Origin of the sequence: Pseudomonas sp. SWI36 (assembly GCF_002948105.1) — a bacterium.
Taxonomy (GTDB): domain Bacteria; phylum Pseudomonadota; class Gammaproteobacteria; order Pseudomonadales; family Pseudomonadaceae; genus Aquipseudomonas; species Aquipseudomonas alloputida.
Genome location: NZ_CP026675.1, coordinates 3,248,852 through 3,270,736 on the forward strand (window position 1 = coordinate 3,248,852; position 21,885 = coordinate 3,270,736).

At 61.5% G+C, this 21,885-nt stretch carries 19 protein-coding genes; 13 read left to right on the top strand and 6 right to left on the bottom strand.

The window, feature by feature from the left end; translation table 11 throughout:
- Positions 1 to 28: 28 nt before the first annotated feature.
- Both lldD and C4Q27_RS15540 read right to left on the bottom strand, forming a co-directional pair.
- Positions 29 to 1,174, bottom strand: a complete 1,146-nt coding sequence (gene lldD / locus C4Q27_RS15535; protein WP_003249907.1) for an FMN-dependent L-lactate dehydrogenase LldD — start codon at positions 1,172 to 1,174, stop codon at positions 29 to 31.
- Between the two features lie 62 nt (positions 1,175 to 1,236).
- Positions 1,237 to 2,907 (bottom strand): lactate permease LctP family transporter, encoded by a 1,671-nt coding sequence (locus C4Q27_RS15540; RefSeq protein WP_010955372.1) that lies wholly within the window; start codon positions 2,905 to 2,907, stop codon positions 1,237 to 1,239.
- 256 nt (positions 2,908 to 3,163) lie between these two features.
- On the opposite strand from C4Q27_RS15540, the gene C4Q27_RS15545 reads away from it, so the two are divergent.
- Complete coding sequence (locus C4Q27_RS15545; protein WP_010955371.1) at positions 3,164 to 3,931, top strand: FCD domain-containing protein; 768 nt, start codon at positions 3,164 to 3,166, stop codon at positions 3,929 to 3,931.
- A gap of 132 nt (positions 3,932 to 4,063) precedes the next feature.
- Here the strand turns inward: C4Q27_RS15545 and smpB are convergent, their stop codons facing one another.
- The gene (gene smpB / locus C4Q27_RS15550; RefSeq protein WP_003249914.1) at positions 4,064 to 4,546 is read right to left on the bottom strand and encodes an SsrA-binding protein SmpB; all 483 of its coding nucleotides are present in this window, start codon (positions 4,544 to 4,546) and stop codon (positions 4,064 to 4,066) included.
- Between the two features lie 163 nt (positions 4,547 to 4,709).
- On the opposite strand from smpB, the gene C4Q27_RS15555 reads away from it, so the two are divergent.
- Entirely contained in the window at positions 4,710 to 5,144 is a 435-nt protein-coding gene (locus C4Q27_RS15555; protein WP_014592414.1) for a type II toxin-antitoxin system RatA family toxin, read from the top strand.
- A gap of 63 nt (positions 5,145 to 5,207) precedes the next feature.
- Here the strand turns inward: C4Q27_RS15555 and C4Q27_RS15560 are convergent, their stop codons facing one another.
- A complete protein-coding gene (locus tag C4Q27_RS15560) occupies positions 5,208 to 5,744 on the bottom strand; it encodes an outer membrane protein assembly factor BamE (protein ID WP_010955369.1) in 537 nt (178 codons plus the stop codon).
- A 97-nt stretch (positions 5,745 to 5,841) separates the two neighbouring features.
- Between C4Q27_RS15560 and fur the strand changes: the two genes are divergently transcribed.
- A complete protein-coding gene (gene fur, locus C4Q27_RS15565; RefSeq protein ID WP_003249922.1) occupies positions 5,842 to 6,246 on the top strand; it encodes a ferric iron uptake transcriptional regulator in 405 nt (134 codons plus the stop codon).
- A 189-nt stretch (positions 6,247 to 6,435) separates the two neighbouring features.
- Here fur and recN read toward each other — a convergent pair whose 3' ends face one another.
- Entirely contained in the window at positions 6,436 to 8,109 is a 1,674-nt protein-coding gene (gene recN, locus C4Q27_RS15570; protein ID WP_064493339.1) for a DNA repair protein RecN, read from the bottom strand.
- A gap of 192 nt (positions 8,110 to 8,301) precedes the next feature.
- Here recN and grpE point away from each other — a divergent pair, with 192 nt between their 5' ends.
- From grpE to C4Q27_RS15610, 8 genes are all read left to right on the top strand, one after another.
- Entirely contained in the window at positions 8,302 to 8,859 is a 558-nt protein-coding gene (grpE, locus tag C4Q27_RS15575) for a nucleotide exchange factor GrpE (RefSeq protein WP_010955367.1), read from the top strand.
- 101 nt (positions 8,860 to 8,960) lie between these two features.
- Positions 8,961 to 10,886 (top strand): molecular chaperone DnaK, encoded by a 1,926-nt coding sequence (gene dnaK, locus C4Q27_RS15580; RefSeq protein WP_010955366.1) that lies wholly within the window; start codon positions 8,961 to 8,963, stop codon positions 10,884 to 10,886.
- Positions 10,887 to 11,083: 197 nt separating this feature from the next.
- Positions 11,084 to 12,211: a molecular chaperone DnaJ gene (dnaJ, locus tag C4Q27_RS15585; protein WP_020193785.1), complete on the top strand. Its 1,128-nt coding sequence runs from the start codon at positions 11,084 to 11,086 to the stop codon at positions 12,209 to 12,211.
- A 13-nt stretch (positions 12,212 to 12,224) separates the two neighbouring features.
- Complete coding sequence (gene dapB / locus C4Q27_RS15590) at positions 12,225 to 13,028, top strand: 4-hydroxy-tetrahydrodipicolinate reductase (protein WP_003249933.1); 804 nt, start codon at positions 12,225 to 12,227, stop codon at positions 13,026 to 13,028.
- A gap of 326 nt (positions 13,029 to 13,354) precedes the next feature.
- Complete coding sequence (gene carA, locus C4Q27_RS15595; protein ID WP_003249935.1) at positions 13,355 to 14,491, top strand: glutamine-hydrolyzing carbamoyl-phosphate synthase small subunit; 1,137 nt, start codon at positions 13,355 to 13,357, stop codon at positions 14,489 to 14,491.
- A gap of 105 nt (positions 14,492 to 14,596) precedes the next feature.
- Positions 14,597 to 17,818 carry a carbamoyl-phosphate synthase large subunit gene (carB, locus tag C4Q27_RS15600; RefSeq protein WP_010955363.1) on the top strand — a complete coding sequence of 1,074 codons (3,222 nt, stop codon included), beginning with the start codon at positions 14,597 to 14,599 and terminating at the stop codon, positions 17,816 to 17,818.
- Positions 17,819 to 17,820: 2 nt separating this feature from the next.
- Entirely contained in the window at positions 17,821 to 18,297 is a 477-nt protein-coding gene (gene greA, locus C4Q27_RS15605) for a transcription elongation factor GreA (protein WP_024717413.1), read from the top strand.
- Complete coding sequence (locus C4Q27_RS15610; RefSeq protein WP_012053750.1) at positions 18,275 to 18,724, top strand: hypothetical protein; 450 nt, start codon at positions 18,275 to 18,277, stop codon at positions 18,722 to 18,724. The genes greA and C4Q27_RS15610 overlap by 23 nt, the downstream gene beginning before the upstream one ends.
- A 12-nt stretch (positions 18,725 to 18,736) precedes the next feature.
- On the opposite strand, the gene yhbY is transcribed toward C4Q27_RS15610, so the two are convergent.
- Entirely contained in the window at positions 18,737 to 19,045 is a 309-nt protein-coding gene (gene yhbY, locus C4Q27_RS15615) for a ribosome assembly RNA-binding protein YhbY (protein WP_003249945.1), read from the bottom strand.
- A 102-nt stretch (positions 19,046 to 19,147) separates the two neighbouring features.
- Here yhbY and rlmE point away from each other — a divergent pair, with 102 nt between their 5' ends.
- Together rlmE and ftsH are read left to right on the top strand one after the other, a co-directional pair.
- The gene (rlmE, locus tag C4Q27_RS15620; protein ID WP_003249947.1) at positions 19,148 to 19,771 is read left to right on the top strand and encodes a 23S rRNA (uridine(2552)-2'-O)-methyltransferase RlmE; all 624 of its coding nucleotides are present in this window, start codon (positions 19,148 to 19,150) and stop codon (positions 19,769 to 19,771) included.
- Between the two features lie 206 nt (positions 19,772 to 19,977).
- Entirely contained in the window at positions 19,978 to 21,882 is a 1,905-nt protein-coding gene (ftsH, locus tag C4Q27_RS15625) for an ATP-dependent zinc metalloprotease FtsH (RefSeq protein ID WP_012053749.1), read from the top strand.
- Positions 21,883 to 21,885: the final 3 nt, after the last annotated feature.

Sequence of the window (21,885 nt, forward strand, 5' to 3'; positions counted from 1 at the left end):
TCATTCAGGCGGTGGTTCTTGCAGGCGTTCAGGCGCCCAGTTCGCGTACCAGCGAGTCGCGGGTGATCTCGCTGATCGACTTGGCACCGGTCAGCACCATGGCCACGCGCATTTCCTTTTCGAACAGCTCAAGCAGGTTTTTCACGCCGGCCTGGCCATGCACGGCAAGGGCGTAGAGGAAGGCGCGGCCGATCAGTACGGTGTCGGCACCCAGGGCGATCATGCGCACTACGTCCAGGCCACTGCGAATGCCCGAGTCGGCCAGGATCTTCAGGTCGCCTTTGACCGCGTCGGCAATGGCCGGCAGGGCACGGGCGCTGGACAGCACGCCGTCGAGCTGGCGGCCGCCGTGGTTGGACACCACGATACCGTCGGCACCGAACTTGACCGCATCGCGGGCGTCATCGGCATCGAGAATACCCTTGATGATCATCGGGCCGTCCCAGAACTCGCGGATCCACTCCAGGTCTTTCCAGGAAATGGACGGGTCGAAGTTGTTGCCCAGCCAGCCGATGTAGTCGGCAAGGCCGGTGGGGTTGCCACGGTATTTGGAGATGTTGCCCAGGTCATGCGGGCGGCCCATCACGCCCACGTCCCATGCCCACTCGGGGTGAGTCATGGCTTGCAGCACGCGGCGCAGCGGGCCGTTCTTGCCGCTCATGCCAGAGTGGGCGTCGCGGTAGCGGGCACCGGGTACGGGCATGTCCACGGTGAACACCAGGGTCTTGACGCCGGCGGCCTTGGCCCGCTCCAGGGCATTACGCATGAAGCCGCGGTCCTTGAGTACATACAGCTGGAACCACATTGGCCGGTTGATGGCGGGCGCCACTTCTTCGATCGGGCACACCGACACAGTCGACATCGTGAACGGGATGCCGTGGGCCGCCGCTGCACGCGCGGCCTGCACTTCGCCACGGCGGGCGTACATGCCGGTGAGGCCGACCGGGGCCAAGGCCACCGGCATGCTCAGGGTTTCGTCGAACAGCTTGGTTTCCAGGCTGAGCTCGGACATGTTGTTCAGCACGCGCTGGCGCAGGGCGATGCCGGCCAGGTCCGAGACGTTGTGGCGCAGGGTGTGCTCGGCGTAGGCGCCGCCGTCAGCGTAGTGGAACAGGAAGGGGGGCAGCTTGCGTTGGGCCGCGGCGCGATAGTCGGTAGAGGCAGAAATGATCATGGATTCTCGCAGCGTTGCTTGTGGGAGTGCCGGGCGCGCGACGGCGCCCGGCCCCTTTCACTTTAGTGATGAACCAGCATGCCGGTCAGCCAGTAAGCCTGGACCAGGGTGATCAGGCCGACGATGGTGGCGAAGAACAGGCTGTGCTTGACGGTAAAGCGGAACAGGTCGGATTCCTTGCCGACCAGGCCGGTAGCGGCGCAGGCCACGGCGATCGATTGCGGCGAGATCATCTTGCCGGTTACGCCGCCGCTGGTGTTGGCTGCCACCAGCAGGGTGTCGTTGACCCCGATCTGGTGCGCGGTGGTGGCCTGCAGCGAGCTGAACAGGGCGTTGGACGAGGTGTCCGAGCCGGTCAGGAACACGCCCAGCCAGCCGAGGAACGGCGAGAAGAACGGGAACGCGGCGCCGGTACCGGCCAGCACCAGGGCCATGGTCGAGGACATGCCCGAGTAGTTGGTGACGAAGGCGAAGGCCAACACCATGCCGATCGACAGAATCGGCCAGCGCAGTTCCCAGAAGGTTTCTTTGAAAGTGGTAAGACCAGTTTTGAAGTTGATCTTCAGCACCGCCATCGAGATCAGCGCCGAAAGGAAGATCGCGGTGCCGGTGGCGGAGATCGGGTCCAGCTTGAACACCGCTGGCATGGCGGTCGGCGCGGCAACGATCGGTGCGGTCTTGATCACCAGCTGGTCGAGGTGCGGGATGGCGAAGTTGAACACGAAGTTGTACATCGCGCCGCCCGGAGCGAAAGCCGCCTTGAACGGCTTCAGGGTCCAGATGGTGACCAGCACGGTGAGGATCAGGAACGGCGACCAGGCCTTGAAGATCTCGCCAAAGCTGTACGGGCTAGGCTGGCTGCCGCTTGGCTGCACAACGGCTGCGCCGACACTGCCTTTGGCCTCGCTGAACGCACGCTTGGGCTGCCAGACTTTCAGGAACAGGGTGAGGCAGATCAGGCTGGCCAGGGCCGAGGTGATGTCTGGCAGTTCCGGGCCGATGAAGTTCGAGGTGAAGTACTGGGTGACGGCAAAGCTCAGGCCGGCGACCAGGGCGGCAGGCCAGGTTTCCTTCACGCCACGCAGGCCATCCATCATGAACACCAGCCAGAACGGCACGAACAGCGACAGCAGCGGCAGCTGGCGGCCGGTCATGGCGCCGATGTGGAAGGCGTCGATACCGGTGACCTGGCCGGCCACGATGATCGGGATGCCCAGGGCGCCGAAGGCCACTGGCGCGGTGTTGGCGATCAGGCACAGGCCGGCAGCGTACAGCGGGTTGAAGCCCAGGCCCACCAGCAGTGCGGCCGTGATGGCCACCGGTGCGCCAAAGCCTGCCGCACCTTCGAGGAAGGCGCCGAAGCAGAAGCCGATCAGCAGCACTTGCAGGCGCTGGTCGTCGGTAATCGACAGCACCGAGCTGCGGATCACTTCGAACTGGCCGCTCTTGACCGTGAGTTTGTACAGGAACACCGCGGCAACGATGATCCAGGCAATTGGCCAGAGGCCATAGAGGAAGCCGTAACCCGCGGCGGCGAGGGCCATGTCGACAGGCATCTGGAAGGCGAAGATCGCCACCAGGATCGACAGCGCGAGGGTGATGCTGCCCGCTACGTGGCCCTTGAGGCGGAACACGGCGAGGGCCAGGAAGAAGAACACGATAGGGATGACCGCCGCCAGTGCGGACAGGCCAAGACTACCAAGCGGGCTATAGAGTTGTTGCCAGGTTTGCATATGGGGTGGCCCCTAATTGTTGTTGGTCAGGCACTGGCATTGGATAATTGGTAAGACCAATTTACAATGACTGGGCGCTAGGTTAAAAGCGCTGCCGTGGGTGTGTCAATTTGTCCTGTGCAAAACTTTGGTCGCGTACCGATGAGCGGGCATCTGATGTGCTGGGAAAATCGCGGCTTGATGGGTGTTTGCGTGGCCTGGATCGGCGAGAATAGACACCCCCTGAAATTTGCCGGGGGTTTGTGGAGAGCATGTGATGGTTTTTGATCAGGTACGCCAACGGCGCCTGTCCGACGACATTGTCGATCGGCTGGAAGGGATGATTCTGGAAGGCACGCTGACCTCGGGGCAGCGGCTGCCGGCCGAGCGCGTCCTGGCCGAGCAGTTTGGTGTGTCCCGCCCGTCACTGCGCGAGGCGATCCAGAAGCTGGTGGCCAAGGGGCTATTGGTCAGCCGTCAGGGCGGGGGCAATTTTGTGGCGGAGTCTTTGGGGTCCACCTTCAGCGACCCGTTGCTGCAGTTGCTCGAGCACAGTGCCGAAGCGCAGCGTGACCTGCTCGAGTTCCGCCATACCCTGGAGGCGTCCTGCGCCTATTACGCTGCCCAGCGTGCCACCGAGCCGGACCGGGCACGGTTGAAGGCGGCCTTCGATGCGCTGCAGGATTGCTATGCCAGGGTCGATGAGGTGACCCGTGCGGAAGAGGGCGCGGCTGATGCGCGCTTCCACCTGGCGATCGCCGAGGCCAGTCATAACGCGGTGTTGCTGCACACCATCCGGGGGCTGTTCGACCTGCTCAAGCGCAACGTGGTGACCAACATCGGCGGCATGTACCAGCAGCGCACCGAAACCCGGGACATGCTGATCAGCCAGCACCGGGAACTGTACCTGGCGATTGTCGAGGGCAGGGCGGAGGATGCGCGAGAGGTGTCCAGCCGGCACATTTTGTATGTGCAGGAGGTGCTGCATGAGGCGCACGAAGAAGCGCAGCGGGTGGCGCGGGCAGAGCGGCGCAGCGGGCGCTGAAACTTTTATGGGCAGTACCGGCCTCTTCGCGGGCAAGCCCGCTCCCACAGGATAGGCGCCGGGCTTGAATCTGGTGCCATTCCTGTGGGAGCGGGCTTGCCCGCGAAGAGGCCGGAACAGGCTGAAGAGTAGTTACTCTTCCTTGCCCTTGTTCCGCACAGCCCGCTGCAGCTCGCGGTTGGAATCGCGTTCGCGCATGGTGTCGCGCTTGTCGAATTCCTTCTTGCCCTTGCCCAGTGCGATTTCGCACTTGATCAGGTGCTTGCTCCAGTACAGCGCCAAAGCCACACAGGTGTAGCCTTTTTGCGCCACAGCCGCTTCCACGCGCTCGAGCTCGCGCTTGTTCAGCAGCAGCTTGCGGGTGCGTGTAGGGTCGGCGATGACGTGGGTGCTGGCCGTGGTCAGCGGGGTGATGTGGCTGCCGAACAGCCAGGCCTCACCGTCCTTGAGCAGCACGTAGCTGTCAGTCAGGTGCGCCTTGCCGGCTCGCAGGCTTTTTACTTCCCAGCCGGACAGGACCAGCCCGGCCTCGAACTTGTGTTCGATGAAGTAATCGTGTCGCGCTTTCTTGTTTTGCGCGATGGTCCCGGTCGGATGTTTTTTTTGCTTAGCCATAGGGGCGGCATTATAGGCAAGTCCGCGCGTCGTCCGCTATGGGATTTCGGTGTGCTTGAGCCACTGGAATGAATACCGGACAATACAAACCCTGTCATACGCACAGAACCTGTTTTCGGCACGCTGCGAAGCGCCGCCACCCAGCCTTGGAAGTGACGCCTGGATGACTACCCATATTCAACGCTCCGCCCTGCTGCCATACCCCGCCCAGGCGCTTTACGATCTGGTCAACGATGTGGCCAGCTACCCTGAATTTTTGCCGTGGTGCTCGGCCTCGACGGTGATCGAAACCAGCGATACACACATGCGTGCCAAGCTCGAAGTGGCCAAGGGTGGCATGAGCCAGCACTTCGTGACGCGTAACGTGCTGGTGCCGGGGCAGTCCATCGAAATGAACCTCGAAGAAGGGCCGTTCACCCAGCTGCATGGTGTTTGGGTGTTCAAGGCGCTGGGTGAAAAAGCCTGCAAGATCAGCCTGGACCTGTCCTTCGATTACGCTGGGCCGATTGTGCGCGCCACGTTGGGCCCGCTGTTCAATCAGGCGGCCAACACACTGGTCGATGCGTTCTGTCAGCGTGCCAAGCAATTGAATGCCTGACGGATAAGGCACAAACAAAAAGCCCGGACCAGGTCCGGGCTTTTTTGCATCTGCTGTTCCCGCTTAGCGGGTTTCCAGCGGTGCCGGGGTCGGGACCGGGGTGGTCTCGATGGTGTCGATCTCGCGCTGGATGGACTCTTCGGTCGAACCAGGCTTGGCCGGTTTTTCTTCAGGTTGCGCTGCCGGCTGTTCGGTCTGGCCTGGCTCGGTGGCCGGGCTGACGGTGGTATCGCTGCTGCCGCCGAGGATTTCCTGATCGCGGCTGACGCCTGGCATGAAGTCGCCAGACAGGCTGACCAGTTGATCGCTTTCGTTGAAAAATACACTCATGCGTTCTTGCTGGCGCTTACCGCCACCAGGCTGCAGGCTGTACAGGTAATCCCAACGATTGGTGTTGAAGGTGTCCTGAATAAGCGGGTTGCCCATGATAAACCTTACTTGCCGGCGGGTCATTCCCGGGCGTAATTGGTCTATCATGTCTTGCGTGACGACATTGCCCTGCTGGATGTCGATTTTGTAAACCCCGGGAAACGAGCAACCGGCGAGTGCGAGCAGTCCCACTAGGGTGAGGCTGGTTAGCAAGAGCTTGGTGTTTTGCATCGGTGGGCGACTTCCACTATCTTGGCTGGACAACGTAAACCCCGATCATACCCGTATTAAGAGAAGCTGCGAAGCAGCATCGGCGAGAAAGCTGACCATGGTTGAAAATAGCGAATTGCGCAAAGCCGGTCTCAAGGTGACCCTGCCTCGAGTCAAGATCCTTCAGATGCTCGACTCTACCGAGCAGCGTCACATGAGTGCAGAGGATGTCTACAAGGCGCTGATGGAGGCTGGCGAGGATGTAGGCCTGGCCACCGTCTATCGCGTGCTGACCCAGTTCGAGGCGGCGGGTCTGGTGGTTCGCCACAACTTCGACGGCGGTCATGCAGTGTTCGAGCTGGCCGATGGCGGTCACCACGACCACATGGTGAACGTGGATACCAGTGAAGTCATCGAATTCATGGATGCCGAAATCGAGAAGCGCCAGCGCGAAATCGTGGCCGAGCATGGCTTCGAGCTGGTGGACCACAATCTGGTCCTGTATGTGCGTAAGAAGAAGTAACGGTTTTTCGTTATGGATAGCAAAGGCGACCTTCGGGTCGCCTTTGTGCTTTCTGGGGCTGAAAGATGTGTTGTCCGTGCCGGCCTCTTCGCGGGCGCGCCCGCTCCCACAGGTACACCTCAGGTTTCAGATCCTGTGATCACCCAGTGGGAGCGGGCGTGCCCGCGAATCGTCCTGGAAAAGCAAGGCTCAGGCCTTGCCGCTCACCACCATCTTGCGTGCATGGGCCAGGGACTCCTTGGTCAGGTCGATCCCGCCGAGCATCCGCGCCACTTCTTCCACGCGCTCACGCTTGCCAAGGCTAGCCACGGCGGTGTGGGTGGTGTCGCTGTTGCGCACCTTGTGCACGAACAAATGGTGATGCCCCTGCGCCGCCACCTGCGGCAGGTGGGTCACGGTCAGTACCTGGCCGCGTTCGCCCAGGCGCCGCAGCAGTTGGCCGACGATTTCTGCCGTTGGCCCGCCAATGCCCACGTCGACTTCGTCGAACACCAGGGTAGGAATGCGCGAGGTCTGCGCGGTAATGACCTGGATCGCCAGGCTGATACGCGACAGTTCGCCACCCGACGCCACCTTCGCCAGGGCCTTGAGCGGCTGGCCAGGGTTGGCACTGACCAGCAGTTCGATCTGCTCCAGGCCATGGGGTGACAGTTCGGTGCCTTCGTTCGCTGTCAGTTCGATGCAGAAGCGCCCGCCAGGCATGCCCAGGCGCTGGATTTCCTGCTCCACCGCGCCTGCCAGCTGCTGCGCTGCTTGCTGGCGCAGGCCGCTGAGTTCGCGTGCCTTCTCTTTATAGTGCTGGGCGTAGGCGGCAAGCTCTTCGCCCAGCCGCTCGATCGACTCGTCACTGGCGTTAAGGCCTTCCAGCTCCTCCATCAGTTGCTGTTGCAGGTGGGGCAGTTCGGTGGGGTGCACCCGGTGTTTGCGCGCCAGGGTGTAGATGGTGTCCAGGCGCTCTTCCAGGGCTTGCAGGCGCATCGGGTCGGCGTCGAAGTTGTCGAGGAAGCGGTTGAGTTCGCCCACGGCTTCCTCGACCTGAATCTGCGCGCTGGCGATCAGGTTGGCCGCTTCGCTCAGCGCCTTGGGCGAGTTGGTGGCGGCACCCAGGCGGTTGAGGCTGGAGGTGAGGGCGCTGAGCACATTGCCCGAATCGCTTTCGCTGCACTGGTCGATGACCTGGCGGCAGATGCCGAACAGGGCTTCGGCGCTGGTCAGGTTCTTGTGTTCCTGTTCCAGCTGCTCCAGTTCGTGCTCGCCCAGGCCGAGGTTGTCCAGTTCTTCCAGCTGGTAACTGAGCAGCTGGTGGCGGGCGCGCTGCTCGTCGCCCGAGTTGGACAGGCGCTCCAGCTCCAGGCGGGTCTGGTTCCAGCGCTTGGCTGCAAGCTGTACCTGGCGGGCCAGGTCGACGGCGCCGGCATACTCGTCAAGCAGGCGACGGTGGGTGTCGGTCTTGAGCAGGGACTGGTGCTCGTGCTGGCTGTGGATATCGATCAGCAGTTCGCCCAGCGCCTTGAGGTCGCCGAGCGGGCAGGGCGTGCCGTTGATGTAGCCGCGGCTGCGGCCTTCGGCGGTGATCACCCGGCGCAAGATGCACAGGCCTTCGTTGTCCAGGTCGCGCTCGGCCAGCCAGGCGTGCGCTTCGGGAATGTCCACCAGGTCGAAGGTGGCCAGGATGTCCGCCTTGTCGGTGCCGGGGCGCACCACGCCGCTGTCGGCACGGTCGCCCAGGGCAAGGCCGAGGGCGTCAAGCATGATCGATTTGCCGGCGCCGGTCTCGCCAGTGATGACGGACATGCCACGGGCGATTTCGAGGTCGAGGTGCTCGACGATGGCGTAGTTGTGAATGGACAGGTGCACCAGCATGGGGTCGGCTCCCGGAAATCAGGTCTGGTTATTTATACAGTACTTTTTTCAGGCCTGCCAATGCCCCTTCGCAGATTATGTTGCAGCCTTGAAAACCACCTTGCCCCTTGAACCTGGTTTTTCCGGCCCCATATAGCCGACATCCAAGGCGAGCCTGGCTCGCAGTCCACAAAATTGCGCAGGAGAGACCCCATGGCTGATGAGCAGCTGAACGAGAAAGACCTTAACGTGGAAGAAACCGGTGCAGGCAATGCAGCTGATACCCGTGTTCTGGAGCTCGAGGAACAGCTGGCCGCAGCCAAGGATCAGGCGCTGCGCGCCGTTGCCGACCTGCAGAACGTACGCCGTCGTGCCGAGCAGGATGTGGAGAAAGCCCACAAGTTCGCCCTGGAGAAGTTCTCCAGCGACTTGCTGCCGGTGATCGACAGCCTGGAACTGGCCCTTGCTCACTCCAGTGCCGACGATGAGCACGTCAAGCAGATCCGCGAAGGTGTCGAGCTGACCCTGAAGATGTTCCAGGACACCCTCAAGCGCTACAACCTTGAAGCCGTCGACCCGCACGGCCAGCCGTTCAACCCTGAGCACCACCAGGCCATGGCCATGCAGGAAAACGCCGAGGTCGAGCCAAACAGCGTGTTGAACGTGTTCCAGAAGGGTTACCTGCTGAACGGCCGCCTGCTGCGCCCCGCCATGGTGGTGGTCAGCAAGGCGCCGAGCGCGGCGCAACCCTCGATCAATGAAAAGGCTTGAAATCCTTCGGGGCATCCCCATCTAGGTGTCAAGCCTTCAAGTATTACCGCAGTTGGCCAAAGTAGTCGCTGCTACCAAATTCAAGTTTCGGGAGAGTTAACATGGGTAAAATCATCGGTATCGACCTGGGGACCACCAACTCGTGCGTCTCCATTCTGGAAAACGGTAACGTCAAAGTCATCGAAAACGCCGAAGGTGCGCGTACTACCCCTTCGATCGTGGCCTACGCCAACGATGGCGAAATCCTGGTTGGCCAGTCGGCCAAGCGCCAGGCGGTCACCAACCCGCACAACACCCTGTTCGCAGTGAAGCGCCTGATTGGCCGCCGCTTCGAAGAAGATGTCGTGCAGAAAGACATCAAGCTGGTGCCGTACAAGATCGTCAAGGCGAACAACGGTGACGCCTGGGTCGAGGCTGCTGGCAAGGAAATGGCTCCGCCGCAGATCAGCGCCGAAGTCCTGAAGAAAATGAAGAAGACCGCCGAAGACTACCTCGGCGAGCCAGTCACCGAAGCGGTCATCACCGTTCCGGCCTACTTCAACGACAGCCAGCGTCAGGCTACCAAAGACGCCGGCCGCATCGCTGGCCTGGACGTAAAACGCATCATCAACGAGCCGACTGCCGCTGCACTGGCTTACGGTATGGACAAGGCCAAGGGCGACCACACCGTCATCGTTTATGACCTGGGTGGTGGTACCTTCGACGTTTCGGTCATCGAAATCGCCGAAGTCGACGGTGAACACCAGTTCGAAGTACTGGCTACCAACGGCGACACCTTCCTGGGTGGCGAAGACTTCGACATGCGCCTGATCGACTACCTTGTCGACGAGTTCAAGAAAGAGTCGGGCATGGACCTGAAGAACGATCCTCTGGCCCTGCAGCGTCTGAAAGAAGCCGCAGAAAAAGCCAAGATCGAGCTGTCGTCCGCTCAGTCGACCGACGTCAACCTGCCGTACATCACTGCAGATGCCACCGGTCCTAAGCACCTGAACGTGAAGATCTCCCGCGCCAAGCTGGAGTCGCTGGTCGAAGACCTGGTCAAGCGTACCATCGAGCCTTGCCGCATCGCCCTGAAAGACGCCGGCATCGACGCCAGCAAGATCGACGACGTGATCCTGGTCGGCGGTCAGACCCGTATGCCGCTGGTGCAGAAAGAAGTGGCCGACTTCTTCGGTAAAGAAGCGCGCAAGGACGTCAACCCGGACGAGGCCGTCGCCATGGGCGCTGCCATCCAAGGCGCGGTACTGGCCGGTGACGTGAAAGACGTCCTGCTGCTGGACGTAAGCCCGCTGACCCTGGGTATCGAAACCATGGGCGGCGTGATGACCGCGCTGATCGAGAAGAACACCACCATCCCGACCAAGAAGTCGCAGGTGTTCTCGACTGCCGACGACAACCAGAGCGCCGTGACCATTCACGTGCTGCAAGGTGAGCGTAAGCAGGCTGCGCAGAACAAGTCGCTGGGCAAGTTCGACCTGGCTGACATTCCGCCAGCACCGCGCGGCGTGCCGCAAATCGAAGTGACCTTCGACATCGACGCCAACGGCATCCTGCACGTAGGTGCGAAAGACAAGGCCACCGGCAAGACTCAGTCGATCGTGATCAAGGCCAACTCCGGCCTGTCGGACGAAGAGATCGAGCGCATGGTGCGTGACGCCGAGGCCAACGCCGAGGAAGACCGCAAGTTCGAAGAGCTGGCTGCTGCCCGTAACCAGGGTGACGCGCTGGTACACTCGACCCGTAAGATGGTCGCTGATGCAGGTGACAAGGTTACCGCTGAAGAGAAAACCGCCATCGAGGCCGCCGTTGTTGCCCTGGAAGCCGCTGTCAAAGGCGACGACAAGGCTGCCATCGACGCCAAGGTTGAAGAGCTGTCCAAGGTCTCTGCCCCGGTTGCCCAGAAGATGTACGCCGAGCAGTCGGCTGAACAGCCTCAGGGTGGCGCGCAGCAGGCCGAGCCGGAAGCCAAGCACGATGACGTGGTTGACGCCGAGTTCGAAGAAGTGAAAGACAACAACAAGCAGTAATCCCTGCATGTTGTCGGCCGGTTCACCGTCGTTTGCCGGTGAGCTGGTAGGATGTCGCCGCGCGGGGGCTTGCTCCCGCGTTGGCGTATCTGGAATTCGAGAATTTTTACAGCATCTGTCAGCGGCTCTTGAGGGTCGCACGCGGGTGCTGATGGCGTGGCGCAGATGCCACACGCCCAACAAGGTGCAAATGACCTATGTCCAAGCGTGATTATTATGAGGTCCTGGGTGTCGAGCGCGGCGCCACTGAAGCGGACCTCAAGAAGGCTTACCGCCGTTTGGCGATGAAGTACCACCCGGACCGCAACCCGGGCGATAAAGAATCGGAAGACAAGTTCAAGGAGGCCAACGAGGCCTACGAAGTGCTGTCGGACGCGAGCAAGCGTGCGGCCTTCGACCAGTATGGCCATGCAGGTGTCGACCCAAGCATGGGTGGCGGTGGTGCCGGCTTTGGTGGTGCCAACTTCTCCGACATCTTCGGCGATGTGTTCAGCGACTTCTTCGGCGGCGGTGGTCGCGGTGGCGGTCGAGGCGGTGCCCAGCGCGGCAGCGACCTGCGCTACACCCTGGAGCTGAACCTGGAAGAAGCGGTGCGTGGCACCACGGTCAGCATCCGCGTGCCCACCCTGGTCAACTGCAAGCCTTGCGACGGTTCCGGTGCCAAGAAGGGCTCGACCCCGTCGACCTGCCCGACCTGTGGCGGCATCGGCCAGGTACGCATGCAGCAAGGCTTCTTCTCGGTGCAGCAAACCTGCCCGCGCTGCCATGGCCAAGGCAAGATCATTACCGACCCGTGCACTTCGTGCCATGGTGAAGGTCGTGTCGAGGAATACAAGACGCTGTCGGTCAAGGTGCCGGCAGGTGTCGATACCGGCGACCGTATCCGTCTGTCGGGTGAGGGCGAGGCCGGTACTCATGGTGGCCCGACTGGCGATCTGTACGTGGTGATCAGCGTGCGTGAGCACGAGATTTTCCAGCGCGACGGCAAGCATTTGTACTGTGAAGTGCCGATCAGCTACACCGATGCTGCCCTGGGTGGCGAGCTGGAAGTGCCGACCCTGGATGGTCGCGTGAAGCTGAAGATTCCGGAAGGCACCCAGACTGGTAAGCAGTTCCGTCTGCGTGGCAAGGGCGTTGCCCCGGTGCGTGGTGGTGGTGCGGGTGACCTGCTGTGCCGTGTGGCCGTAGAAACCCCGGTCAATCTCAGTCGCCGTCAGCGCGAGCTGCTCGAAGAGCTGCGTGATTCGCTGGAAGGTGACAGTTCCCACTCGCCCAAGGCCAGCGGCTGGTTCGATGGTGTGAAGCGCTTCTTCGGCGATCTCTGACAAGGAACAGGTTATGCGACGTATTGCAGTGATGGGCGCGGCGGGGCGGATGGGCAAAACCCTCATCGAAGCCGTGCAACAAACCCCGGGCGCGGGGCTGACTGCGGCGATCGATCGCCCTGACAGCTCGTTGGTCGGGGCTGATGCCGGAGAGCTGGCGGCACTTGGCCGAATTGGCGTGCTGTTGTCCGACGACCTGGCCAAGGTTGCCGACGAGTTCGATGTGCTGATCGATTTCACTCACCCCTCGGTGACCCTGAAAAACCTCGCGTTCTGCCGCAAGCACGGCAAGGCGATGATCATCGGCACGACCGGTTTTACAGTCGAAGAGAAGCAGTTGTTGGCGGAGGCCGGCAAGGACATTCCAATCGTGTTCGCCGCCAACTTCAGCGTGGGTGTCAACCTTAGCCTCAAGCTGCTGGATATGGCTGCGCGGGTGCTGGGCGATGATGTCGATATCGAAATCATCGAGGCGCACCACCGGCACAAGGTCGATGCGCCGTCGGGTACTGCACTGCGCATGGGTGAAGTGGTTGCCAATGCGCTGGGCCGTGATCTGCAGGAAGTGGCCGTGTATGGCCGTGAAGGGCAAACCGGCGCGCGTGATCGCAAAACCATCGGTTTCGCCACCGTGCGTGCCGGCGATGTGGTGGGCGATCACACCGTGTTGTTCGCTGCCGAAGGCGAGCGCCTGGAAATCACCCACAAGGCCTCCAGCCGCATGACCTTCGCCAAGGGTGCCGTGCGTGCGGCGCTGTGGCTGGACGGGCGCGAGCCGGGGCTGTACGACATGCAGGATGTGCTTGAGCTGCGTTAAGCCGTGAGTGTGGTGTGGGCTTCTTCGCGGGCTTGCCCGCTCCCACAGGTGCGGCGTTGCTCTTGGGCTGGTGCGATCCCTGTGGAAGCGCACCAGCCCGCGTAGAAGCCAACACAGATGTCAGTCTGTCGCATTGATGTGTTTTAGAGACACATCCGCGGTAGACCGAAAACACACTTTTCTGTAAGCTACAGCTTTAGTGTGTCCACTAAAAGCGCGCAGCGAATTGAATTCAGCACATGAAAGCGGGGTGACGTGTCCATACGTCACTCCGCTTTTTTGCAACCTGCGATCGCCCTTTCATGCTTGATTTACGGGAGGTCTTCTTGACAAAGCCAGCCATACTCGCCCTTGCCGACGGCAGTATTTTCCGCGGTGAAGCCATCGGTGCCGACGGTCAGACCGTTGGTGAGGTGGTATTCAACACCGCTATGACCGGCTACCAGGAAATCCTTACAGACCCTTCCTACGCGCAGCAAATCGTTACCCTGACCTACCCGCACATCGGCAACACCGGTACTACCCCGGAAGACGCCGAGTCGAACCGCGTCTGGTCCGCAGGCCTGGTCATCCGTGACCTGCCGCTGCTGGCCAGCAACTGGCGTAACACCCAGTCGCTGCCTGAGTACCTCAAGGCCAACAACGTCGTCGCCATCGCCGGCATCGACACCCGTCGCCTGACCCGTATCCTGCGTGAAAAGGGCGCCCAGAACGGCTGCATTCTGGCAGGTGACAACATCAGCGAAGAAGCTGCCATCGCCGCTGCCCGCGGCTTCCCGGGCCTGAAGGGCATGGACCTGGCCAAGGTCGTCTCCACCAAGGAACGTTACGAGTGGCGCTCCAGTGTGTGGGAGCTGAAAACCGACAGCCACCCGACCATCGACGCTGCCGACCTGCCGTACCACGTGGTTGCCTTCGACTATGGCGTCAAGCTGAACATCCTGCGCATGCTGGTGGCCCGCGGCTGCCGCGTGACCGTGGTACCAGCCCAGACCCCGGCCAGCGAAGTGCTGGCACTCAACCCGGACGGCGTGTTCCTGTCCAACGGCCCTGGTGACCCTGAGCCGTGCGACTACGCGATCCAGGCGATCAAGGAAATCCTCGAAACCGAGATTCCGGTATTCGGCATCTGCCTCGGCCACCAGCTGCTGGCCCTGGCGTCCGGCGCCAAGACCGTGAAAATGGGCCACGGCCACCACGGTGCCAACCACCCGGTCCAGGACCTGGATACCGGTGTGGTCATGATCACCAGCCAGAACCACGGCTTCGCCGTTGACGAGGCGACCCTGCCGGGTAACGTTCGCGCCATTCACAAGTCGCTGTTCGACGGCACCCTGCAGGGTATCGAGCGTACCGACAAGAGCGCGTTCAGCTTCCAGGGCCACCCTGAAGCGAGCCCGGGCCCGACCGACGTCGCGCCTCTGTTCGATCGTTTCACCGATGCCATGGCCAAGCGCCGCTGAGCATCCTGCTTCAAGGCCCCGGGCCGGCACACGCCGCGCCCGGCAGCGCCTGACCCAGATTGTTCAAAGCGGCTTGCCGACTGACCCCGGATTTGAGTGACCACCATGCCAAAACGTACAGACATCAAAAGCATCCTGATTCTCGGCGCTGGCCCGATCGTGATCGGCCAGGCCTGCGAATTCGACTACTCCGGCGCCCAGGCCTGTAAAGCCCTGCGCGAGGAAGGTTTCCGCGTCATCCTGGTGAACTCCAACCCAGCCACCATCATGACCGACCCGGCCATGGCCGACGCCACCTACATCGAGCCGATCAAGTGGCAATCGGTGGCCAAGATCATCGAGAAAGAGCGCCCGGACGCCGTCCTGCCGACCATGGGTGGCCAGACCGCCCTGAACTGCGCCCTGGACCTGGAGCGCCACGGCGTTCTGGAGAAGTTCGGCGTGGAGATGATCGGTGCCAACGCTGACACCATCGACAAGGCCGAAGACCGTTCGCGCTTCGACAAGGCCATGAAGGACATCGGCCTGGAGTGCCCGCGCTCCGGTATCGCCCACAGCATGGAAGAGGCCAATGCGGTCCTCGAGAAGCTCGGCTTCCCATGCATCATTCGCCCGTCGTTCACCATGGGCGGCACCGGCGGCGGTATCGCTTACAACCGTGAAGAGTTCGAAGAAATCTGCACCCGTGGTCTGGACCTGTCGCCGACCAAAGAGCTGCTGATCGACGAATCGCTGATCGGCTGGAAGGAATACGAGATGGAGGTGGTCCGCGACAAGAAGGACAACTGCATCATCGTCTGCTCGATCGAAAACTTCGACCCGATGGGTGTGCACACCGGTGACTCGATCACTGTTGCCCCGGCACAGACCCTGACCGACAAGGAATACCAGATCATGCGCAACGCCTCGCTGGCGGTGCTGCGTGAAATCGGTGTGGAAACCGGCGGTTCCAACGTCCAGTTCGGCATTTGCCCGAACACCGGCCGCATGGTCGTCATCGAGATGAACCCGCGCGTATCGCGTTCGTCCGCCCTGGCCTCCAAGGCCACCGGCTTCCCGATCGCCAAGATCGCCGCCAAGCTGGCCATTGGTTACACCCTCGACGAGCTGCAGAACGACATCACTGGCGGTCGCACCCCGGCGTCCTTCGAGCCGTCGATCGACTACGTCGTCACCAAGCTGCCACGCTTCGCCTTCGAGAAATTCCCGAAAGCCGACGCCCGCCTGACCACCCAGATGAAATCCGTGGGTGAAGTCATGGCCATCGGCCGTACTTTCCAGGAATCCCTGCAGAAAGCCCTGCGCGGCCTGGAAGTCGGCGCCTGCGGCCTCGACCCGAAAGTCGACCTGGCCAGCCCGGAAGCCGCCAGCATCCTCAAGCGCGAACTGACCGTGCCGGGTGCCGAGCGTATCTGGTATGTGGCTGACGCCATGCGTTCGGGCATGACCTGCGAAGAAATCTTCAATCTGACCGGCATCGACATGTGGTTCCTGGTGCAGATGGAAGACCTGATCAAGGAAGAAGAGAAGGTCAAGACCCTGGCCCTGTCGGCAATCGACAAGGACTACATGCTGCGCCTCAAGCGCAAGGGCTTCTCGGACCAGCGCCTGGCAGTGCTGCTGGGTATCACCGACAAGAACCTGCGTCGCCACCGCCACAAGCTGGAAGTGTTCCCGGTGTACAAGCGCGTCGACACCTGCGCCGCCGAGTTCGCCACCGACACCGCCTACCTGTACTCCACCTACGAGGAAGAGTGCGAGGCCAATCCGTCGACCCGCGACAAGATCATGATCCTGGGTGGCGGCCCGAACCGTATCGGCCAAGGTATCGAGTTCGACTACTGCTGCGTACACGCCGCCCTGGCGCTGCGTGAAGACGGTTACGAGACCATCATGGTCAACTGCAACCCGGAAACCGTCTCCACCGACTACGACACTTCCGACCGCCTGTACTTCGAGCCGTTGACCCTGGAAGACGTGCTGGAAGTCTGCCGCGTCGAGAAGCCGAAGGGCGTGATCGTTCACTACGGCGGCCAGACCCCGCTGAAGCTGGCCCGCGCTCTGGAAGAAGCTGGCGTGCCGATCATCGGTACCAGCCCTGACGCCATCGACCGCGCCGAAGACCGTGAGCGCTTCCAGCAGATGGTTCAGCGCCTGAGCCTGCTGCAGCCGCCAAACGCCACCGTGCGCAGCGAAGAAGAAGCTATCCGTGCTGCGGGCAGCATCGGCTACCCGCTGGTCGTGCGTCCGTCCTACGTGCTGGGCGGCCGGGCCATGGAGATCGTCTACGAGCTGGACGAGCTCAAGCGCTACCTGCGTGAAGCGGTACAAGTGTCGAACGACAGCCCGGTACTGCTCGACCACTTCCTCAACTGCGCCATCGAGATGGACGTGGATGCGGTGTGCGACGGCACCGACGTGGTCATCGGCGCGATCATGCAGCACATCGAGCAGGCCGGCGTACACTCCGGCGACTCGGCGTGCTCGCTGCCACCTTACTCGCTGAGCAAGGAAGTGCAGGACGAAGTCCGCGTTCAGGTCAAGAAAATGGCGCTGGAGCTGGGCGTAGTCGGCCTGATGAACGTGCAGTTGGCCCTGCAGGGCGACAAGATCTACGTGATCGAAGTCAACCCGCGTGCCTCGCGTACCGTACCGTTCGTGTCCAAGTGCATCGGCACGTCCCTGGCGATGATCGCAGCCCGTGTCATGGCGGGTAAAACCCTGAAAGAGCTGGGTTTCACACAGGAAATCATCCCGAACTTCTACAGCGTGAAGGAAGCCGTCTTCCCGTTCGCCAAGTTCCCAGGGGTTGACCCGATCCTCGGCCCTGAGATGAAATCGACCGGTGAAGTCATGGGTGTCGGTGACAGCTTCGGTGAAGCCTTCGCCAAAGCCCAGATGGGTGCCAGCGAAGTGCTGCCGACTGGCGGTACCGCGTTCATCAGCGTGCGCGACGACGACAAGCCACAAGTGGCCGGCGTTGCCCGCGACCTGATCGCCCTGGGCTTCGAAGTGGTTGCCACTGCCGGCACCGCCAAGGTTATCGAGGCGGCTGGCCTGAAAGTGCGCCGTGTGAACAAAGTGACCGAAGGTCGCCCTCACGTGGTCGACATGATCAAGAACGACGAAGTGTCGCTGATCATCAACACCACCGAAGGTCGCCAGTCGATCGCCGACTCCTACTCGATTCGTCGCAATGCGCTGCAGCACAAGATTTACTGCACCACTACCATTGCGGCTGGTGAAGCCATCTGCGAAGCGCTGAAATTCGGTCCGGAAAAGACCGTTCGTCGCTTGCAGGATCTGCATGCAGGACTGAAAGCATGAGCATTACCAAATACCCGATGACCGTCCAGGGCGCTCGCGCCCTGGAAGAAGAGCACCTGTTCCTGAGCAAGACCGAGCGCCCGCGCCTGAGTCAGGCCATTGGTGAAGCGCGTGAGCTGGGTGACCTCAAGGAAAACGCCGAATACCATGCCGCCCGTGAGGAGCAGGGCATGGTCGAAGCGCGTATCCGTGATATCGAAGGCCGTCTGCAGAATTCGGTGGTCATCGATGTGACCACCATCCCTCACACCGGCAAGGTGATTTTCGGTACCACCGTGGTACTGGCCAACACTGAAACCGATGAAGAGGTGACCTACCAGATCGTTGGCGAGGATGAAGCTGACGTGAAGCAGGGCAAGCTGTCGAGCGGCGCACCCATTGCCCGTGCCATCATCGGCAAGGAAGAAGGTGATACTGTCGTCGTCAAGACGCCTAGTGGCACGGTCGAGTACGAGATTGTCGAAGTCAAGCACATCTGACCGACGCCTGCGGGCGCCATCCCTCGAGGGGATCCTCTGGCAACTGGCCCAGGTTTTTTGGGTCGGTGGCCTGTGGGTGTTCCATGTCGGGCTGGTGCCTGCGCTCAAGGTCAGTGGCCTGGCCCCGCTGCTGGTGCAGGATATCGCCGGGCAGATCGACCGCTGGTTGATCGGCGTGGCGTTGCTTGGCTTGTTGACCCAGCTGGCAGTGCTGGCGAGGGTGGACGGCCTGGCGGCCTGGTGGCGGCAGTTCCGCGGCCAGATGCTGTTGCTCGGCTTCGGTGCCTGCGTGGGGTATTACACCTTGCGCTACGGTATTTCCGTGGGCGAGCGCTGGCAGATGTTCTGCTTCCTGGTGCTGGGCTTTTCCGGCATCGTGCTGGTGGCCCAGCCGGTACCGGTCAGGGCGCGTTCACCGCGCCACTGATCGGAGCTACCGTTACTTGTAACGGTGGATGTTGGACAGCTGCTTGTTCGGCTGTGGGTTCTTGCGGTAGATCAGGGCTTTCTTGCCGATGGTCTGCACCAGCTCGGCACGGCCGGCCTTGCACAGCTCGGCGATGGTCTCGGCGCGTTCCTCGCGGTCTTCCGAGCGAATTTCGACCTTGATCAGCTCATGGTCGACCAGAGCGCGCTCCAGTTCGGCGATCACGCCTTCATTCAAACCGTTGCCAGCAACGATCAGGACCGGCTTCAGGTCATGACCAATGGACTTGTATTGCTTCTTCTGCTCGTTATTGAGCGGCATAATCTGACCCTTTCCGTCTGATTCTGTAAAATTGACCGGCATTTTACCCGAGGGCCACCGGCTCCGCCCAGTCAATCACGACGCATATCATCGAGGTGCCCCGTGGTACAACGTTCCAAAAGCAGCGCAAACTGGCTGCGAGAGCATTTCAACGACCCTTTTGTGAAGCAGGCGCAGAAGGATGGGTATCGCTCGCGTGCGAGCTACAAACTGCTGGAGATCCAGGAGAAGGACCGCCTTATCCGCCCAGGCATGAGCGTGATCGACCTCGGCGCGGCCCCTGGTGGCTGGTCCCAGGTGACCAGTCGTCTGATTGGTGGCCAGGGTCGCCTGATCGCTTCCGACATTCTGGAAATGGACTCGATCGCCGACGTGACCTTCATTCAAGGTGACTTCACCCACGACGAAGTGCTGCAGCGCATTCTCGAAGCGGTGGGCGATTCGCATGTAGACCTTGTGATTTCCGACATGGCCCCCAATATGAGTGGTACGCCCGCGGTGGACATTCCGCGTGCCATGTTCCTCTGCGAGCTGGCCCTCGATCTGGCGACCCGCGTACTCAAGCCCGGGGGCGACTTCCTGATCAAGATTTTCCAGGGCGAAGGTTTTGACGTGTACCTGAAGGACGTGCGCAGCAAGTTCGACAAGGTGCAAATGCGCAAGCCGTCGTCGTCACGGGACCGTTCCCGCGAGCAATACCTGTTGGGCAGGGGCTTCAAAGGGTAATGAAAGGTGTGAAGCGGGGTGGTCGATAGTTAATTCCAATCGGCCACTGCGTCAGGATCGTCCGAACTTCGTGTAGTCTAGCTTTCACAAAGGGTTACAGACGGTGCCTGCGGCTGCGTAGGTAATGTAGTAAGTTAGGGCGATGAATATCATGCGAGGCACGGCTGCGTCGTGCGCCGGCCTCAGAGGGTAGCTAATTGAACGACATGGCAAAGAATCTGATCCTGTGGTTGATCATCGCAGCTGTCCTGGTGACAGTGATGAACAACTTCTCCAGCCCTAACGAGCCGCAGACCCTCAACTACTCCGACTTCATCCAGCAGGTCAAGGATGGCAAGGTCGAGCGTGTGACCGTCGATGGCTACATCATTACTGGCAAGCGCACCGATGGCGACAACTTCAAGACTGTGCGCCCGGCCATCACCGACAATGGCCTGATCGGCGATCTGGTCGACAACCACGTGGTCGTCGAAGGCAAGCAGCCTGAGCAACAGAGCATCTGGACGCAGTTGCTGGTGGCGAGCTTCCCGATCCTGGTGATCATTGCCGTGTTCATGTTCTTCATGCGCCAGATGCAAGGTGGCGCGGGCGGCAAGGGCGGGCCGATGAGCTTCGGCAAGAGCAAGGCACGCCTGCTGTCCGAAGATCAGGTCAAGACCACGTTGGCTGACGTTGCGGGCTGCGACGAGGCCAAGGAAGAGGTTGGCGAGCTGGTCGAGTTCCTGCGCGATCCGGGCAAGTTCCAGCGCCTGGGTGGCCGTATCCCGCGCGGTGTGCTGATGGTCGGCCCACCCGGTACCGGTAAGACCCTGCTGGCCAAGGCCATCGCGGGCGAGGCGAAAGTACCGTTCTTCACCATTTCCGGTTCGGACTTCGTGGAAATGTTCGTGGGTGTCGGTGCCAGCCGTGTGCGCGACATGTTCGAGCAGGCCAAGAAGCACGCCCCGTGCATCATCTTCATCGACGAAATCGACGCCGTTGGTCGCCATCGTGGCGCCGGCATGGGCGGCGGTCACGACGAGCGTGAGCAAACCCTCAACCAGTTGCTGGTGGAGATGGACGGCTTCGAGATGAACGATGGCATCATCGTCATCGCCGCCACCAACCGTCCGGATGTGCTCGACCCTGCGCTGCTGCGCCCCGGCCGCTTCGACCGCCAGGTTGTGGTTGGCCTGCCGGACATTCGTGGTCGTGAGCAGATCCTCAAGGTGCACATGCGCAAGGTGCCGATCGGCGAGAACGTCAACCCGGCGGTCATCGCACGGGGCACCCCAGGCTTCTCCGGTGCCGACCTGGCCAACCTGGTCAACGAGGCTTCGCTGTTTGCCGCGCGTTCCAACAAGCGCCTGGTCGAAATGAAAGAGTTCGAGCTGGCCAAGGACAAGATCATGATGGGCGCCGAGCGCAAGACCATGGTCATGTCCGAAAAGGAAAAGAGAAACACGGCTTATCACGAGGCCGGCCACGCCATTGTCGGTCGCCTGGTGCCTGAGCACGACCCGGTCTACAAGGTTTCGATCATCCCGCGTGGTCGTGCCTTGGGTGTGACCATGTTCCTGCCGGAAGAAGACCGCTACAGCCTCTCCAAGCGTGCGCTGATCAGCCAGATCTGCTCGCTGTATGGCGGCCGTATCGCCGAGGAGATGACCTTGGGCTTCGATGGCGTGACCACTGGCGCGTCCAACGACATCATGCGCGCCAGCCAGCTCGCTCGTAACATGGTGACCAAGTGGGGCCTGTCCGAGAAGCTCGGCCCGCTGATGTATGCAGAGGAAGAGGGCGAGGTGTTCCTCGGCCGCAGTGCCGGTAGCCAGCATGCCAGCGTGTCCGGCGAGACTGCCAAATTGATCGACTCCGAGGTGCGCAGCATCATCGATCAGTGCTATGCCACTGCCAAGCAGTTGCTGATCGACAACCGCGACAAGCTCGAGGCGATGACCGAAGCGCTGATGAAGTACGAGACCATCGATGCCGATCAGATTGACGACATCATGGCTGGGCGCACACCACGTGAGCCACGTGATTGGGACGATGACAAGCACTCGGGCACGCCTGCGGCCCAGGATGAGCGTCCGGAATCGCCAATCGGCGGCCCAGCGGCTGAACACTAAGGG

Coding starts and splice junctions, on each gene's coding strand:
- lldD (WP_003249907.1), bottom strand. CDS start 1,174: ATGATCATTTCTGCCTCTACCGACTATCGCGCCGCGGCCCAACGCAAG.
- C4Q27_RS15540 (WP_010955372.1), bottom strand. CDS start 2,907: ATGCAAACCTGGCAACAACTCTATAGCCCGCTTGGTAGTCTTGGCCTG.
- C4Q27_RS15545 (WP_010955371.1), top strand. CDS start 3,164: ATGGTTTTTGATCAGGTACGCCAACGGCGCCTGTCCGACGACATTGTC.
- smpB (WP_003249914.1), bottom strand. CDS start 4,546: ATGGCTAAGCAAAAAAAACATCCGACCGGGACCATCGCGCAAAACAAG.
- C4Q27_RS15555 (WP_014592414.1), top strand. CDS start 4,710: ATGACTACCCATATTCAACGCTCCGCCCTGCTGCCATACCCCGCCCAG.
- C4Q27_RS15560 (WP_010955369.1), bottom strand. CDS start 5,744: ATGCAAAACACCAAGCTCTTGCTAACCAGCCTCACCCTAGTGGGACTG.
- fur (WP_003249922.1), top strand. CDS start 5,842: ATGGTTGAAAATAGCGAATTGCGCAAAGCCGGTCTCAAGGTGACCCTG.
- recN (WP_064493339.1), bottom strand. CDS start 8,109: ATGCTGGTGCACCTGTCCATTCACAACTACGCCATCGTCGAGCACCTC.
- grpE (WP_010955367.1), top strand. CDS start 8,302: ATGGCTGATGAGCAGCTGAACGAGAAAGACCTTAACGTGGAAGAAACC.
- dnaK (WP_010955366.1), top strand. CDS start 8,961: ATGGGTAAAATCATCGGTATCGACCTGGGGACCACCAACTCGTGCGTC.
- dnaJ (WP_020193785.1), top strand. CDS start 11,084: ATGTCCAAGCGTGATTATTATGAGGTCCTGGGTGTCGAGCGCGGCGCC.
- dapB (WP_003249933.1), top strand. CDS start 12,225: ATGCGACGTATTGCAGTGATGGGCGCGGCGGGGCGGATGGGCAAAACC.
- carB (WP_010955363.1), top strand. CDS start 14,597: ATGCCAAAACGTACAGACATCAAAAGCATCCTGATTCTCGGCGCTGGC.
- yhbY (WP_003249945.1), bottom strand. CDS start 19,045: ATGCCGCTCAATAACGAGCAGAAGAAGCAATACAAGTCCATTGGTCAT.
- ftsH (WP_012053749.1), top strand. CDS start 19,978: ATGGCAAAGAATCTGATCCTGTGGTTGATCATCGCAGCTGTCCTGGTG.